We start from the raw sequence: 14,697 nt of genomic DNA on the forward strand, positions 1-14,697 counted from the left end.
CGCCTTTTCGCGTTCTCGCTACTCCGGGAGGCGGACGGTGGCGCTGGCGCCGCCGAGAACGCCCTGGTCCGCGCTGCGGGCCGTGATGCTGACCTTCACCGTGCCGTCGTCGTTCTTCTTCGCGACCTTGCCGGACAGCTCGACCAGCGCCCCGGTTCCGTCGTCGGGGACCACCACCGGTCGGGTGAACCGCACGCCGTAGTGCACGATCGCGCCCGGGTCGCCCGTCCACTCGCTGACCAGGCGGCCGGCGACGGCCATCGTGAGCATGCCGTGGGCGATCACGTCGGGCAGGCCGACCTGGGTCGCGAACCGCTCGTTCCAGTGAATCGGGTTGAAGTCGCCGGACGCCCCGGCGTAACGGACCAGATCGGCACGGGTTAGCGGCACGCTCAGCACCGGCAGCTGGTCGCCGACGGCGACCTCGGACATCCGCACGCTCATGCCAGTTCCGCCTCTCCGCGTTTCACAGTCGTGGTTGCGTCCGGCTCAATCCCGCGTTTCGCAGTTTCTTGCGGCTGGTTTGCGTCACGTTCCCCTGAGGTGCGGTTGAGGAGGACTCGGGTTGCCACAGGGCTACTCATGCGCCCTCCCCCTCGTCGGCCGCGCCGCGGGCCACCAGCATCGACTTCGCGGTGCACACCGGCTCGCCGTCGACGGTGCCGATCTCGGCGCGCACCGTCAGGAAGTCGTTGCCCGCGCGGGCCTTGATGTCGTCCACGTGCACCACGGTGACGAGGCGGTCGCCCGCCCGGATCGGCCGGTGGTGGGTGAAGTCCTGCTGGCCGTGCACCACGCGGCTGTAGTCCAGGCCGAGCTGCGGGTCCTCGACGATCGCGTCGTGGGCACCCATGGAGAGGATCACCGCGAACGTCGGCGGCGCGATCACGTCCGGGTATCCGGCGGCCTTGGCTGCGTCGACGTCGCGGTACAGCGGCGAGTCGTCCTTGATTGCCGCGGCGAACTCGCGGATCTTCTCCCGGCCCACCTCGTAGGCGGCCGTGGGCGGGTATTCACGCCCGATAAATGACTGGTCAAGCGGCACGCCCGCAGGCTACCCGGCACACCTGGGCCCAATGACGAGAGCCCACCCCCGGAATCCGGGGGCGGGCTCTCGCTGAAGCTGGGGTTGGAACCGCTGGATCAGCGGGTTTCCTTGTGCAGCTTGTGCGTACCGCAGTTCGGGCAGAACTTCTTCATCTCCAAGCGGTCCGGGTCGTTGCGCCGGTTCTTGTTGGTGATGTAGTTGCGGTGCTTGCACTCCTCGCACGCCAGCGTGATCTTGGGTCGGACGTCGGTGGCGGCCACGGGGGTGCCTTTCTCTCTCGGTCGTAAATCCGGAACGGTTCGCCGTAGATCTGTGCGAACCCGTGACTGGTAGCGGTGGCCGGACTTGAACCGGCGACACAGCGATTATGAGCCGCTTGCTCTACCGACTGAGCTACACCGCCATGCTGGGACCTTCGGTGCACGCACCTCGCGCCTCAGCCGACGCAGGGTATCCCATGCAAAACAGCCACAGCACCCAGTTTACCGAGTACCGCAGCTGTCTTTCGAGCCCCAATACGGAATCGAACCGTAGACCTTCTCCTTACCATGGAGACGCTCTGCCGACTGAGCTATTGGGGCGTTTCCTTGCGGAACGTCTAGAACTTTACACACCACCCGGACCCCCTCGAAACAGGGGGGTACCTTTTGGCGAAAACGCAGGTCATGACGGGGTTTTCGACCCACAGGCGGCGCATGGGGGCGAAAACCGGGCTCAGTGCAGGAGTGTGAGGACGGTCTCGGACCGGGCGCCCCGGCCGCGCTTGGTGCGGGCCTGGAGCCACGCCTCGAACCGCTCCTCGGAGAGCGGGCGCGAGATCAGGTAGCCCTGGGCGACGTCGCAGCCCATCTCCACCAGCTGATCGCGGGCGGCGTCGTCCTCCACGCCCTCGGCGACCACTGCGAGGTCCAGCGAGTGCCCGAGCTCGACGATGGAGCGCACCACCGCCATGTCGCCGAGATCGGTGCCCATGCCGAGCACGAAGCTCTTGTCGATCTTCACCTCGTCCACCGGCAGCTGCCGCAGGTAGGCCAGCGACGAGTAGCCGGTGCCGAAGTCGTCCACCGCCAGCACCACGCCCATCGCGTGCAGCCTCCGCAGCAGCGGCAGGGAGCGCTCCGGGTCGGCCATCACGCTGGACTCGGTCAGCTCGAAGGTGAGCAGCTCCGGCGGGATGTCGTGGCGCAGCAGCGCCTCGCCGACCCGGTCCGGGAAGGTCTCGTCGGCGAGGTTGCGCACCGACAGGTTCACCGCCACCGACATCCGCAGGCCGCGATCCATCCACTTCCGGATCTTGACCAGCGCGCACTCCATGACGAACGCGGTGAGCGCGTCCACCAGCCCGGTCGCCTCGACCAGCGGCACGAACTCGTCCGGGTCCAGCCGCCCGTACTCGGGGTGCGACCAGCGCACGAGGGCTTCGGCGCCCACCACCTGGCGTTCGGGCAGCGCGACCTTCGGCTGGTAGTGCACCTCGACCTGGCCGGTGTCCAGCGCCTGCCGGAACTGGGTGACCAGCTGGAAGCGGCGCAGGAAGACCTGGCCCATCGCGGGGGCGTAGCCGCGCACCCCGTCCTCGCCGTTGCGGGCCGCCCGGACCGCGACGTCGGAGCGTTGCAGGAGGGTGTCGATGTCGGTCTCGCACTCGCCGTCGGCCGGCGCGGATGAGGCGTACCCGGCGACGCCCGCGGCCTCCACGACGATCCGGTCCAGCGGGTACGGCTTGCCGATCACCTCGCGCAGGTGCTGGGCGAACTCGTGCGCCTGGGCCTCGCTGTGGTCCAGCAGCAGCACCGCGAAGGAGTTCGCTTCGAGCCTGGCCAGCGGCGCCTCGCCGAGTTCGTCGCGCATCCGGCGCCCGGCGGCGACGATCATCCGGTCGCCCCAGGTGTAGCCGAGGGCCTCGCTGACGGTGGTGAGCACGTCGAGGTCCATCCGCAGCACGACCGCGGTGCGCCCGTTGCGCAGCTCCTCGGCGGCCATCTCGCGGAAGCCGGTCCGGTTGAGCAGACCGGTCAGCGGATCGTGGTAGGCGTCGTGCCGCAGCCGCGCGAGCAGCCGGCGGTTGTCCATCGCGGTCGCGAGGTGGCTGGCCAGGGTGTGCAGCAGTCGCACGTCGGCCCGGCCGAAGCCGCGCCACCGGCTGACCCGGTCGTGCACCTCGACCGCCCCGAGCAGCTGGCTCGCACCGCGCAGCGGCACCACGAGCGCCTCATAAGCGCCGCGTTGGCGCAGCGCGCGCCGCACCTCTTCGGGGGCTTCGAGCGTCCGGAAGGAACGCACGTGGCTGCCCGGCAGCTGGAGCAACGGATCGTCGCGCAGCGCCGAGGGCGCGGCTTGCTGCGCCATCTCCGGCAGCGACTCCCCCGCGACCAGCGTGCTGACCTCGCCGCTGGGGTCCAGCCGCAGCCGCAGCACCACGCGGGTCGCGTTCAGCTGCTCCCGGATCCGCTCCGCGACCGGCTCCCACTCGCTGACCGACACCTCCGGCTCGCCGGCCACGGCGTCTGAAGGGCCGTGCGCGGCGGTCTGCCCGGAGCGGGCCACGCTCAGGCTGACGTCGCTGAGCGCCTCCAGGTCGCGCTGCTCGCGCAGCAGGCCGGAGTAGGCGCGGTACAGGCCGATCACGGCCACCGCGACCAGCGCCACCAGCAGCCAGCCCCACGGCGTGCTGATCGAGACCTCGTAGCCGACCAGGCCGACCGAGGTGTTGAGCAGGCCCACGGCCAGCGTGTTCACCGCGAGCCGCACGCCGGCGGATACCCGCATCGCGCCGCCCAGCACGTGCAGCGCGGCGAGCGCGAAGGCGCAGCTGATCAGCGGCGACGTCAGAGTGCCGATGACCGGGCCGAACCAGGCCGGGGCCACGTCGACCAGCGCCAGGTTGACCGCGTTGGCCACCGCGAACGGCACCGCGATCTCCAGGCACAGCACGCCCGCGTTGTAGACGACGTGGGTGGCCGCGCGACGGCCGACCTGCGCGCCGAGCCCGGCCAGCAGGTTGGCCGCGAGCACCACCTCGAACGGCACCGTCAGCAGCCCGAGGATCAGCGGGATCTCGGTGAACGAGATGGTCCAGCCGACCCGCTTCACGTCGACGTCGATGGTCAGCTGCTCGGCCAGCAGGAAGCCCATGGCCAGCAGCGGCCCGATGAACAGCAGGTCCGAGCGGTAGTGGAAGGGCAGCCAGGCCGAGGTCGCGGCGGACGCGAGGAGGCCGGCGGCGAGGACCACGAACGAGAACCCGGTGAACATCCGGCGCCGGACCGGATCCACCTCGGCGCGCACCGGCGGGCGGGCGGATTCCAGGCTGGATTGCGGACCGAGGGAGCGGTGACGCTCGATCATCCACGCTCCTCCCAAGCCGGCGGCGCGTGCGCACCACACGAATGCCGTGGCAAATCGTGACGCACGACCGCGCGGAAGGCCAGGGGCCAATGGTCCCCGTCGCATCTGCCGGACGCACGCATCTGCGTTGATGCGGGTGCTTCGCGGCGACATCCTTGCACAGCATCGGGAGTTGACCAGCAAAGATTTCACAACGGCCGCCGGGCGCCGCGGTCCGGTGGGCGCGACGAGGCACACCCCGAAGATTTGTGATGATCGCCGCAGCAACCGATCGGCTCGGATACCGTACGCGACCGGCGAAAACGCACGGTTACTACTGCAGCCCGAACTCGTCGAGGAAGTCCCGGACCGCGCGGTCGAGATCCGCCAGCCCCGACTCCTCCACCGGGAGGTGGCCGGCACCGCTGAGCGTCGCGAAGCGGGTGGGCCCGGCGATCCGGTCGAAGAACTGGCGGGACAGCAGCAGCGGCGTCCACCGGTCGTCGTCGGGGTGCGCCAGCAGCAGCGGCGGCCCAGCGTAGTCCTCGGGCGCCACCGCGGGCGGAGTGGCCAGGCAGCTGCGGGCGAAGCCGAGCGCGAGCCAGCTACCGCCGCCGATCTCGTCGGCCCACACCAGGTTGGCGAACTGGCCGTGGTTGGACGCCGCGGCGATGTTCGTCAGCCAGTGCACCGGCACCCGCGCCGCCGCGAGCGGCTTCGGGACCAGCGTCAGCAGCCCGGCCCACTGGGCCATCTCCGGCCGGGCCGCGAGCCGCCGCCGGACGTCGTCGCGCCGCGGGTCGGCCAGGCAGGTCGCGATCACGCCCGCCACCGCGCCGCCGGCCTGCGCGGCGACGTCGTAGGCGAGCCGGCCGCCGGTGCTGACGCCGAGCAGCACGATCGGCCGCTCGTCGCGGGAGCGCTCGGCCTCGACCAGGTCGAGCACGCAGGAAACCCAGTCCCGGTAGGTGATCGCGCGCCGCGGGGCGCCGCTCAGGCCGAAGCCGGGCAGGTCTGGGGCGATGAATTCGAAGTCCGCCAGCGACGGCAGCCGCCCGTACGGGGCGAGCATGCGGCCGTAGGTGCCGACTCCGTGCAACGCGATCAGCTTGGTCGGGGCGCTCGGGCGCGCGACGCGGTCGAGGTGGACCACCGTGCCGCGCCACGGCCACCACTGCTCGGCCGGGGCGTTCTCGGCGGTGACGCGGAGCGCACCGGGGAAGAAGTCCTGGTAGCGGAGCCAGTACTGCTGGTCGCGGTAGCCGGGGCCGACGACGGTGGCGGACCCTGGGGTGGATGGAGCCGAAGGCACACTCCGAACATACGGACCGGACCGGACGATGCGCATCAGCCAACAGCAGGCACGGAGCTGGTTCGCGCGGGCACGGGCGGCACGCCTGGCCAGCGCCGATGAGCTGGGACGACCGCACCTGGTGCCGATCACCTTCGCGATCCGCGGGGATGTGATCGTCACCGCAGTGGACCACAAGCCGAAGCGGACCACGAACCTCAAGCGGCTGCGCAACATCGCCGCGAACCCGCAGGTGGCGCTGCTCGCCGACCACTACGAGGACGACTGGTCCCGCCTGTGGTGGGCGCGCGCCGACGGCGAGGCGGAGCCGACCGCCAGCGCGGCGCGCCCGGACCTCGTCGCGGCGCTCGCGGAGAAGTACCCGCAGTACCGGGAGCACCCGCCGACGGGCACGTTGATCGTGATCCGGGTGGCGCGGTGGAGCGCCTGGTCGGCCGAACCGCCATGACCGCCCACCATTCCCGATGGTCACGGACCCGGCAGGGGCCTTACCCGCTTTTCCGCTCCAGGTGGACGACGTCCGAGTCGAGATCGAGCGGGCCGCCCGCCTCCCGGTCGTCCTCCTTGACGACCTCCACCCAGGCGAGCTGTTCCAGCTGGTGCCTGGCTCCCGCGCTGAACAGGCCCTCGATGCCCAACGCCGCCGAGGCGGTCCGGCGCTGCTCCTCGGGCTGCGCCGGGGCGGGCGGTGCCGCGGCGCGCTGCTCCTGCCGCCGCTTCGCCCGACCTGCTCGATCTATGGCCATCTGCCCAGGTTAGCCCGGTCGCGGCGGCGTAGGCCGGTGCTGCCGAGAAGACGCCAAGCCGCGCCCGGCGGCCGGCGGGCGCGGGTCAACTAGGCTGCGGATTCGTGCCCGATCCGTACTTTGTCCTGGTCAGCACGGCGGAACTCGCGGATCTGGCGAGCGCGCTGGACGTCGTCGACGACCAGGCCGAGCTCAACCACCGCTACCGCAAGCTGATCGCCGACTCCCGCCAGGTGCTGGCGGCCGAGGAGATCCGCCTCACCCAGGCCCGCGGGCTCGCGAAGCGGCTGATGGTGCTCGTCAAGGCGGCCGGCCCGGACTTCCGCGACGGGCTGCCGGAGACGGCCCGCGCGGCGCTCGACGCGGGCTTGGCCCAGGCCGATGCGCTGGTCTTCCACCCCGAGCCGGACTGAGCAGGCCCCCTGGAATACCGGCGGCGGCCGGTATGTATTATTTCCTCGCAAGCCAGCGATGCTGGTGCGCACGCCAGGTTGCCCGAGCGGCCAAAGGGAGCTGACTGTAAATCAGCCGGCAATGCCTTCGGAGGTTCGAATCCTCCACCTGGCACTCAGCGAAGATGCCCCTGTGACCGGTCCGGTCGCGGGGGCATCTTCGTTTGCGCTGTTCGTGGCCGATGCCGGGGGCGAGCGCGAATCGACTCCGGCTCGACCGGTCTCCGGTCTGCTGCGTTGGCCGGTAGCGTGTGGCGGCAGAACTTCGCAGCTCGCGCTGCTTCGGCTCAACAGGAGGTAGTCACGTGGCAAACCCGTCCTTCGACGTGGTGAGCAAGGTGGACCACCAAGAGGTGGACAACGCGCTGAACCAGGCGGCAAAGGAGCTCGCCAACCGGTTCGACTTCCGCGGCACCGGCTCGAAGATCCAGTGGTCGGGCGAGAACGGCGTGGTGCTGGAGTCGGAGACGGAAGAGCGCTGCAAGGCCGCCATCGAGGTCTTCAAGGAGAAGCTGATCAAGCGCGGCATCTCGCTGAAGGCGCTGGACATGGGTGAGCCGGCCAGCTCCGGTCAGATCTTCCGGGCCACCGGCAAGGTCGTGCAGGGCATCTCGCAGGAGGTCGCGAAGAAGATCTCCAAGAAGATCCGCGACGAGGGCCCCAAAGGCGTCCAGGCCCAGATCCAGGGCGAGCAGCTGCGGGTGTCCGGCAAGAAGAAGGACGACCTGCAGGCCGTGATCCAGCTGCTGAAGTCCGGCGACTTCGATGCCCCGCTCCAGTTCGAGAATTTCCGGTAAACCACCGCTGGAGGACCCAGGTGAAGGGGATCGTGCTGGCGGGCGGCAATGGGACGCGCCTGCATCCGCTGACGCAGGCCGTGTCCAAGCAGCTGCTCCCGGTCTACGACAAACCGATGATCTACTACCCGCTGTCGGTGCTGATGCTGGCCGGCATCCGGGAAGTGCTGCTCATCTCGACCCCGGCCGACATGCCGCTGTTCCGGCGGCTGCTCGGGGACGGCTCCCAGTTCGGCATCCGCATCGAGTACGCCGAGCAGGCCCAGCCCAACGGCCTCGCCGAGGCGTTCGTGATCGGGGCGGACTTCATCGGCGATGACCCGGTGGCGCTGGTGCTCGGCGACAACATCTTCTACGGGCAGGGCTTCTCCCGGGTCCTCCAGCAGTGCGTTCGCGACCTCGACGGCTGCACCCTGTTCGGCTATCCGGTCCGCGACCCGCAGCGCTACGGCGTCGGCGAGGTGGGCGAGGACGGCCGGCTGGTGTCGATCGTGGAGAAGCCGGCGGAGCCGAAGTCCAACATGGCCATCACCGGCCTGTACTTCTACGACAACGACGTGGTGGGCATCGCCAAGGGGCTGACGCCGTCGGCTCGCGGCGAGCTGGAGATCACCGACGTCAACCTCGCCTACCTGCGGGAGGGCCGGGCGCGGCTGACGCAGCTCGGCCGCGGCTTCGCCTGGCTGGACACCGGCACCCACGACTCGCTGGTGGAGGCCTCGCAGTTCGTGCAGGTGCTGGAGCACCGGCAGGGCGTGCGGATCGCCTGCCTGGAGGAGATCGCCCTGCGCATGGGCTACATCTCGGCGGACGAGTGCTTCGAGCTCGGCGCCAAGCTGGCCAAGTCGGGCTACGGCGAGTACGTCATGGACGTCGCCCGCCGCTCCGGCGCCACGGGCTGACCCGTCCGCTCCTCCCACCTGCCGCAATTTCAATGGAAATCGAAGGTCTGATTTCCATTGAAATTGCGGAAGTTGTCCACAGGAACCCGAGGTTGTCCACAGGTTGCGGCGTGTCGGGGCGCGACACGCCGTTACTGTTCCGCAATTTCCATTGAAATTGCGTCACCAGGCCGGGGGCAGCTGGTGCCCGGCCATGCCTTCCAGGCGGCTGATGCGGTCGGCCATCGGCGGGTGCGTGGAGAACAGCCGCGCCAGCCGCTCGCCGGGGCGGAACGGGTTCGCGATCATCAGGTGCGACTGGGACACCAGCTGGGGCTCCGGTGACAGCGGCGCCAGCTGGGTACCGCGCTCCAGCTTGCGCAGCGCCGACGCCAGCGCCAGCGGATCCCCGGTCAGCTGCACCCCGGACGCGTCGGCCTGGTACTCGCGGGAGCGGCTGACGGCCATCTGCACCACGGCGGCCGCGATCGGGCCCAGCAGCGCCACCAGCAGCATCGCGAACGGGTTGGGCCGGTTCTCGTCGTTGCCGCCGCCGAACATGCCGAAGAACATCCCGAAGTTGGCCAGGAACGTCACCACGCTGGCGAGCGCCCCGGCGACGCTGGAGATCAGGATGTCGCGGTTGTAGACGTGCGAGAGCTCGTGGCCGAGCACGGCGCGCAGCTCGCGCTCGTTGAGCAGTTCGAGGATTCCCGACGTGCAGCACACCGCGGCGTTGCGCGGGTTGCGGCCGGTGGCGAAGGCGTTGGGCGCTCGCGTCGGGCTGATGTACAGCGCGGGCATCGGCTGCCGCGCCGAGGTCGCCAGCTCGCGCACGATCCGGTACATGGCCGGCTGCTCGGCCTCCGACACCGGCCGGGCGCGCATCGCGCGCAGGGCCAGGTTGGCCGAGTTGAAGTACGCGTAGCCGTTCATGCCCAGCGCCACGAAGAACGCGATGACCAGGCCGGTCCGGCCGAAGATCGACCCGACCAGCAGGACCAGCGCGCTCATGCCGCCGAGCAGCAGAGCGGTCTTCAAACCGTTGACGTGACTGTGCACCGTGCCTGCCTCCGCCCGAGGGCCAGCCCCGGTTCCCCGACCGGGATGGATGGCCTCCCAGAACACCTTTCCACGTAATCCGAAGGTCACCCAGAAAACGACTCGGCGCGAGTCGTAGTTCCGCTGGGCGGATGTGCTGAAGCCAACGCCTCCGGAGGGCCGGACCACCGGGCTCGCGGCCTTACCATGGTCAGTTAGTTGAAATCACAACCTTTATCCGGTTCGGGGACCGGAGGACCAGAAGAGGGCACCGAATGATCTTCGCCAGGCTGCGTCGCCGGCACTCGACCAGCAAGGGCACGCCGGCTCGAACCGGCATCTCCGGCGGCTTCCTCCCCCCGACGCCGCTCGACAGCGGCCTGCTGACCTGCCAGGTGCACGACGAGAGCGGATCGCTGCTGCCCGGCGCGACCGTGACGCTGCTGGACCGGCTGAACCAGCGGTCCGCGCACGGCACCACCGACAGCTACGGCTGCTTCGTGACGTCGATCGCGCCCGGCACCCACAAGTTGTCGATCAGCGCGGGCGGCTACCGCCGGTACACCACCCGCGTGGAGGTGCGGGTCAACCAGCACTGCTCGCTCGGCGGCATCCGCCTGGAGCCGGACACCTCGCTGGAACTGCCGCGCCCGGGCCGCTACCGGTTCGACCCGTACCACACCGAGGTCCGGTTCATCGCCCAGCACATCGGCATGTCAAAGATCCACGGGATGTTCAAGAACTACGACGGCGTGGTGGAGGTGGCGCCGCGGTTCGAGGACTCGCGGATCCAGGTGGCCATCGACGCGGCCAGCATCGAGACCGGCGTGAAGATGCGCGACGACCACCTGCGGTCGGCGGACTTCTTCGACGTGGCCAACCACCCGCGGATCACCTTCACCAGCGACCGGTTCACGCACCTGCGCGCCGATCGCTGGATGATCAGCGGCCGCCTGGCGCTGCGCGGCACCAGCAGCCCGGTGCAGCTGGAGACCACCTACCTGGGCCAGCGGAAGTGGCAGGGGCCGGGCTTCGACGGCGACCTGCGGGTCGCCTGCCACGCGACCGCGACGCTGCGCCGCGAGGACTACTCGGTGAACTGGCAGGCCACCCTGGCGAAGGGCATCGCCGTGGTCGGCCCCACGATCAGCATCGAGCTCGGCGTGCAGGCCGTCCTGGAGCAGTGACGAAGAAGGGCGTCGTTGCAGGTCGACGACGCCCTTCGCACCCCGCCCCCTCAGGCGTGGAGTTCCATCGTGCAGCACTTCGGGCCGCCGCCGGACTTCCGGAGCTCGGAGATGTCCAGCAGGACCGGCTCGTAGCCGCGGGCGGCCAGCTGCGCGGCGAGCCCGGTCGCCTCCGCAGGCAGCACCACGTGCCGCCCGTCGGAAACCCCGTTCAGGCCGAGGCAGGCGGCGTCGGTGGCGTCGGCGATCACGGCGTCCGGGAACATCCGCTCCAGCACGCGGCGCGACCCGGGCGAGAAGGCATCCGGGAAGTAGGCGATCTGCGCCCGCTCGCCGCGCTCCAGCACGAACAGCGCGGTGTCCAGGTGGTAGTAGCGCGGGTCGACCAGCCGCAGCGAGACCACGGGCACCCCGAGCACCTCCTGTGCCTCCGCGTGCGCTTCCGGATCGGTGCGGAACCCACTGCCCGCCAGCAGCACCCGGCCGGTCCAGGCGAAGTCGCCCTCCGCCTCGTTGATCCGGGACGGCATCACCAGGTTCCGGTAGCCGCGGGTGACGAACCAGCGCCGGAAGTGCTCCGCCTCGGCGGCCCGCTGCGGTGCGCGGAACCGGGCGCCCAGCACCCGGTCGTCGATCACGGTCGCCGAGTTGGCCGCGAACACCATGTCGGGCAGGCCAGGCTGCGGCTCGACCAGCTCGACGACGTGCCCGAGCCGCTCGTAGGCGCGCTTCAGCTCCGTCCACTGGACCATCGCCAGGTCGGCGTCCACCGGCTTGCCCGGGTCCATCCACGGGTTGATCGAATACTCGACGGTGAAGTACTTGGGCGCGCACATCACGTAGTGGCGCGTGGTGGCCTGGGGCGGCGCGAGGGTCTCAAGAGCCGAACCGGCGGTAACCGTCATGAATCGAAATCTAAGTGTTCTCCTGACCACCCATCAATAACGCTACGTTCGTTTTTTACGGCAGAATGTTGCGTATGGACGCCTTGGACCAACGAATCATTTCGCGCCTGGTGGCCGACGCCCGAGCGAGCTACGCGGAGATCGGCGCGGAGGTGGGCCTGTCGGCGCCCGCGGTGAAGCGCCGGGTGGACAAGCTGCTGGACCAGGGCGTGCTGCAGGGGTTCACGGCCGTCGTGGACCCGGAGGCGCTGGGCTGGGGCACGGAGGCGTTCGTGGAGGTGCACTGCGACGGCAACGTCCCGGCGCACCGGATCCGCAACGGCCTGGAACCGCTGCCGGAAGTGGTCGCGGCCTACACGGTGTCGGGGCAGGCGGACGCGATCGTGCACCTGCGGGCGGCGAACATCCACCACCTCGAAGAGGCGATGGAGCGCCTGCGGTCGGTCGAGTTCGTGAGCCGGACGGTGTCGACCGTGGTGCTCTCCCGACTCCTGGAACGCCAGCCCCAACCAGAGTGAGGAAAGGCCGGCCCGTACGCGTTTTGTGCTGTTATGGCAACACAAAACGCGCACGGGACCCAGGCGGAGCGCTCAGGTGGTGCGCTGGCCGTTCCAGGGCACGAAACCGGCGATCTCCGCGTCGGCCGGGGTGCGGAACCACACGTCGGCGACGATCTTGTCGTAGGCCGGCGATTCGGGGCTGTGGTACTGCCTCGACGCGGAGTGCCCCTTGATCATCGGCCCCGAGCCGCCCTCCCGCCCGGGCCGCGGCCCGGCGCCGGGCGTCCGCCGCGGCAGCGGCGGCGGCTCCGCCGACCCCTCCGCGCTGTCCGCGCTCTCCGGCCCTCGGTCTGCGACCTTCGGGATCACCTGCGTCGCATCCGCTCCGACCGGTGGCACGTACGGTGTCTCGGCCGCTGCGCCGCTGCGCGGCTCCACGTTCTCGAACAGCGACCGCAGCTGCCCGGACAACCGCGACTCCGTCGCGTCGTCCGCGTCTTCGAGCCGCCCGGTGATCCGCGACTCCGTCGGCTCCGCCTCCGGCCATGCCGAGATGTCGGTCGCGGGCTCCTCCGGCGTCGCCTTCCGCTCCGCGGCAGCCGGCTCCGCCGGCGCTTCCGCGGGCGGCTCCACCGGCTTCACCGATGCCGTCGGCTCGTCCGCCTCCGGGTCCTCGGGCTTCGGCTCCGCGGGCTTCGACTCCACAGTCCTCGGCTCCACCGGCCTCGGCTCCTCAGCCGGTGGCACTCGCGGCTGAACCGCGGTCACGGCGGCGTCGGCCTGGTCGACCCCGTTCACGCGTTCGTCCCACTGGCGGAACCACTCGCTGTCCGAGTCGGACCGCTCGGGACCGGACTTCTCCGGCGCCACCCAGGCGCGCGGGGCCCGGCCCCAGTCGCCGACCTCGGGGTCGTCCGGCCGCTCCCAGCGCGGCGGCGCGGGCCGCAGCAGGTCCAGCGGGGCTTCGGCGGCGACCGGCTCGTCCTGCTGCTCGTACACGTACTCGCCCTCCGGGTAGCCGGCGGTGAGTTCGGCCAGCTGCCTGCGCAGCGGGCGGACGAAGAGCAGCCAGGTGATCAGCGCTCCCAGTGCGAACGCGGCGAGGCTCCACAGCCACACCTGGGTGAACAGCCAGGTGATCACGAGAGATTCCCTCCTCAGGGCTCCAGCAGCGCCGCCAGTTCTCCGGGGATACCTATCACGCGGCGCCCCGGCCGCGGACCAGCTTGACCGGCTCGTGACACACGCGGGTGGTGCTTGCACAACTTTCCGGGCACGTGTGCTTCTTCTTTGAAGCGGCGCAGCCGCTTGGCCCACCCAAGCGACTCGCACCGCCGCGGGGGCCTCCCGGCCCCGACGTGGTTGCACAGCGAGGAGGCCGCAGCAACTCCGCAGGGGCCGCCACGCAGAACAAGCCTGGAAGCAGGTTCAGCCGGCGATCAGCGGGTGCGCGCCACCACGTAGTCGACCAGCATCGACAGCGCTTCGCGGGCCGGGACGTCGGGCAGCGAGGCGAGTTCCTTGCGGGCGTCGTCGGCGTACTCGTCCAGGGTGGCGCGGGTCCGCGCGAGCCCGCTGGACCCGCGCAGCAGTTCCAGCGCCTCGTCGACCTCGGCGTCCTCGGTCAGCGGCCGGGACAGCAGGTCGCGCAGCCGCGGGGAGGTCTCCGGGTCCGCCAGCGCGTACAGCATCGGCAGCGTCCGGACGCCCTCGCGGAGGTCGGTGCCCGGGGTCTTGCCCGATTCCTTGGCCGGCGAGGCGATGTCGATGATGTCGTCGGAGATCTGGAAACCGGTGCCGATGATCCGGCCGATCCGCTCCAGGGCGTCGATCGTCGCCTGGTCCGCGCCGGAGAACCAGGCGCCGAACCGCCCGGCGGTGGCGATCAGCGAACCGGTCTTCTCGAAGATCACCTTCAGGTAGAACTCGACGGCGTCCTCGTCCTCGCCGACCCCGACGGTCTCCCGCATCTGGCCGGTGACCAGCGCCTCGAAGGTGCCCGCCATCTCCCGGACCGCGGCACCGCCGAGATCGGCGATCAGCCGGGACGCCTGGGCGAACAGGAAGTCACCGGTCAGGATCGCCACCGAGTTGTCCCAGCGGGCGTTGGCGCTGGTCGCGCCGCGCCGCATGGTCGCCTCGTCCATCACGTCGTCGTGGTAGAGCGTGGCGAGGTGGATCATCTCGATCACCGCGGCGGACTTGATCACCTCGTCCGCGGCGGGGTTGCCGAACTGCGCGGCCAGCAACGTGAACAGCGGCCGGAACCGCTTGCCGCCCGCGTCCACCAGGTGCAGCGAGGTGCGGGTGGCGAACTCGAGGTCGCTGCGCACGGATTCGCGCAGGAGCCGCTCCACCCGGTCCATGCCCTGCCGCACCGAGTCGGCCAACGCCTCGTCGGCGATGTCGACGAACCCGCCCAATCCACCCGCGGTCAGGTCGTTGATCGGGTCACCCGCTGGCTTGCTCACGTCACCGTCGCCTTCGCTCCCCCGGTTCGC

16 protein-coding genes and 3 tRNA genes are annotated in these 14,697 nt (G+C 70.3%); 7 read left to right on the forward strand and 12 right to left on the reverse strand.

What is annotated here, in order from left to right; translation table 11 throughout:
- Window positions 1-18 precede the first annotated feature (18 nt).
- The 7 genes from E1288_RS28415 to E1288_RS28445 form a co-directional block, all read right to left on the reverse strand.
- A complete protein-coding gene (locus tag E1288_RS28415; protein WP_132490305.1) occupies window positions 19-444 on the reverse strand; it encodes a MaoC family dehydratase in 426 nt (141 codons plus the stop codon).
- Window positions 445-580: 136 nt separating this feature from the next.
- Window positions 581-1,045, reverse strand: coding sequence for a MaoC family dehydratase N-terminal domain-containing protein (locus tag E1288_RS28420; protein WP_132490306.1), 465 nt, complete (start codon window positions 1,043-1,045; stop codon window positions 581-583).
- 98 nt (window positions 1,046-1,143) lie between these two features.
- On the reverse strand, window positions 1,144-1,308 hold the full coding sequence (gene rpmG, locus E1288_RS28425; RefSeq protein ID WP_010315521.1) for a 50S ribosomal protein L33: 165 nt from the start codon (window positions 1,306-1,308) through the stop codon (window positions 1,144-1,146).
- Window positions 1,309-1,375: 67 nt separating this feature from the next.
- Window positions 1,376-1,451: transfer RNA gene (locus E1288_RS28430), tRNA-Met, on the reverse strand.
- A 105-nt stretch (window positions 1,452-1,556) separates the two neighbouring features.
- Window positions 1,557-1,629, reverse strand: a tRNA-Thr gene (locus E1288_RS28435).
- A 133-nt stretch (window positions 1,630-1,762) separates the two neighbouring features.
- Window positions 1,763-4,396, reverse strand: a complete 2,634-nt coding sequence (locus E1288_RS28440; protein WP_132490308.1) for a putative bifunctional diguanylate cyclase/phosphodiesterase — start codon at window positions 4,394-4,396, stop codon at window positions 1,763-1,765.
- A 313-nt stretch (window positions 4,397-4,709) separates the two neighbouring features.
- Entirely contained in the window at window positions 4,710-5,687 is a 978-nt protein-coding gene (locus E1288_RS28445) for an alpha/beta fold hydrolase (protein ID WP_235883858.1), read from the reverse strand.
- Window positions 5,688-5,715: 28 nt separating this feature from the next.
- On the opposite strand from E1288_RS28445, the gene E1288_RS28450 reads away from it, so the two are divergent.
- On the forward strand, window positions 5,716-6,135 hold the full coding sequence (locus E1288_RS28450) for a TIGR03668 family PPOX class F420-dependent oxidoreductase (protein WP_132490312.1): 420 nt from the start codon (window positions 5,716-5,718) through the stop codon (window positions 6,133-6,135).
- Between the two features lie 40 nt (window positions 6,136-6,175).
- Here the strand turns inward: E1288_RS28450 and E1288_RS28455 are convergent, their stop codons facing one another.
- A complete protein-coding gene (locus E1288_RS28455) occupies window positions 6,176-6,433 on the reverse strand; it encodes a hypothetical protein (RefSeq protein WP_132490314.1) in 258 nt (85 codons plus the stop codon).
- A 104-nt stretch (window positions 6,434-6,537) separates the two neighbouring features.
- On the opposite strand from E1288_RS28455, the gene E1288_RS28460 reads away from it, so the two are divergent.
- From E1288_RS28460 to rfbA, 4 genes are all read left to right on the forward strand, one after another.
- Window positions 6,538-6,846 carry a hypothetical protein gene (locus E1288_RS28460; RefSeq protein ID WP_132490316.1) on the forward strand — a complete coding sequence of 103 codons (309 nt, stop codon included), beginning with the start codon at window positions 6,538-6,540 and terminating at the stop codon, window positions 6,844-6,846.
- A gap of 72 nt (window positions 6,847-6,918) precedes the next feature.
- Window positions 6,919-7,000, forward strand: a tRNA-Tyr gene (locus tag E1288_RS28465).
- 190 nt (window positions 7,001-7,190) lie between these two features.
- Window positions 7,191-7,682 carry a YajQ family cyclic di-GMP-binding protein gene (locus E1288_RS28470; protein ID WP_132490318.1) on the forward strand — a complete coding sequence of 164 codons (492 nt, stop codon included), beginning with the start codon at window positions 7,191-7,193 and terminating at the stop codon, window positions 7,680-7,682.
- Between the two features lie 20 nt (window positions 7,683-7,702).
- Window positions 7,703-8,584, forward strand: a complete 882-nt coding sequence (gene rfbA / locus E1288_RS28475) for a glucose-1-phosphate thymidylyltransferase RfbA (protein WP_132490320.1) — start codon at window positions 7,703-7,705, stop codon at window positions 8,582-8,584.
- A gap of 162 nt (window positions 8,585-8,746) precedes the next feature.
- On the opposite strand, the gene htpX is transcribed toward rfbA, so the two are convergent.
- Window positions 8,747-9,625 carry a zinc metalloprotease HtpX gene (gene htpX / locus E1288_RS28480; protein WP_132490322.1) on the reverse strand — a complete coding sequence of 293 codons (879 nt, stop codon included), beginning with the start codon at window positions 9,623-9,625 and terminating at the stop codon, window positions 8,747-8,749.
- Window positions 9,626-9,879: 254 nt separating this feature from the next.
- Between htpX and E1288_RS28485 the strand changes: the two genes are divergently transcribed.
- Window positions 9,880-10,791 (forward strand): YceI family protein, encoded by a 912-nt coding sequence (locus E1288_RS28485; protein WP_132490324.1) that lies wholly within the window; start codon window positions 9,880-9,882, stop codon window positions 10,789-10,791.
- Between the two features lie 50 nt (window positions 10,792-10,841).
- Here E1288_RS28485 and ddaH read toward each other — a convergent pair whose 3' ends face one another.
- Entirely contained in the window at window positions 10,842-11,696 is an 855-nt protein-coding gene (gene ddaH / locus E1288_RS28490; protein WP_132490326.1) for a dimethylargininase, read from the reverse strand.
- Window positions 11,697-11,770: 74 nt separating this feature from the next.
- Between ddaH and E1288_RS28495 the strand changes: the two genes are divergently transcribed.
- Window positions 11,771-12,214 (forward strand): Lrp/AsnC family transcriptional regulator, encoded by a 444-nt coding sequence (locus tag E1288_RS28495; RefSeq protein WP_093265728.1) that lies wholly within the window; start codon window positions 11,771-11,773, stop codon window positions 12,212-12,214.
- Between the two features lie 72 nt (window positions 12,215-12,286).
- On the opposite strand, the gene E1288_RS28500 is transcribed toward E1288_RS28495, so the two are convergent.
- Both E1288_RS28500 and E1288_RS28505 read right to left on the reverse strand, forming a co-directional pair.
- Complete coding sequence (locus tag E1288_RS28500) at window positions 12,287-13,339, reverse strand: LapA family protein (RefSeq protein ID WP_235883859.1); 1,053 nt, start codon at window positions 13,337-13,339, stop codon at window positions 12,287-12,289.
- A gap of 296 nt (window positions 13,340-13,635) precedes the next feature.
- Window positions 13,636-14,667 carry a polyprenyl synthetase family protein gene (locus tag E1288_RS28505; RefSeq protein ID WP_132490330.1) on the reverse strand — a complete coding sequence of 344 codons (1,032 nt, stop codon included), beginning with the start codon at window positions 14,665-14,667 and terminating at the stop codon, window positions 13,636-13,638.
- Between the last annotated feature and the right edge of the window lie 30 nt (window positions 14,668-14,697).

Source organism: Saccharopolyspora elongata, from assembly GCF_004348985.1.
GTDB lineage: Bacteria > Actinomycetota > Actinomycetes > Mycobacteriales > Pseudonocardiaceae > Saccharopolyspora > Saccharopolyspora elongata.